Origin of the sequence: Mycobacterium sp. NAZ190054 (assembly GCF_001545925.1) — a bacterium.
Classification (GTDB): domain Bacteria; phylum Actinomycetota; class Actinomycetes; order Mycobacteriales; family Mycobacteriaceae; genus Mycobacterium.
On the sequence record NZ_LMVQ01000543.1, the window covers coordinates 1 to 512 of the forward strand.

The 512-nt window shown below is 62.5% G+C and carries 1 pseudogene; it reads right to left on the minus strand.

The window, feature by feature from the left end:
- Window positions 1-232: pseudogene (locus ASJ79_RS25635) on the minus strand (hypothetical protein); the annotation flags it as partial.
- Between the last annotated feature and the right edge of the window lie 280 nt (window positions 233-512).

The following is a 512-nucleotide window of genomic DNA, read 5'->3' on the forward strand; positions in this document are numbered from 1 at the left end:
ACGCCGTGGTCAACACCTTCTTCCACGACGACGCCTCACCCAGGCGCGACGGTTCGGTCTCCTCCATCAACCGGGCCAACACCTTGTGCTCCACCGCCGGAACCGACCGCAGCACCGTCGTCAACTCGGCCAACAGACCGATCAGCTCACGATGCGACAACTCGTCGGCAGCCTTCGACAGCACAGCGACCTGCTCAGCGATCGCCCCCACCGCCTCCGACACCAACTCCATGACCCGAACACTAGTGGCGCTCCTAGTGTTTTAGTGGGCGCCTTCTCGCTGGTCAGCGGTGTTTTTGGTTGAGTCTCAAGTGTTCTCGGTGTGTCCGCAGGGCAATGGGGGACGCGCACGCGGTCGGGTGCTCTAGGTTTCGGGGTTACCACACCAACCTCAACCAGAGGACCGATCCGCGTGCGCGTCAGTACTGCATTTAACCGTCTCCTGCAGATCCCCGGGGCATCGGTGACCGATGTCGTCGTCAACGATGGGGACGTCGAAGTCACGCTGCGCC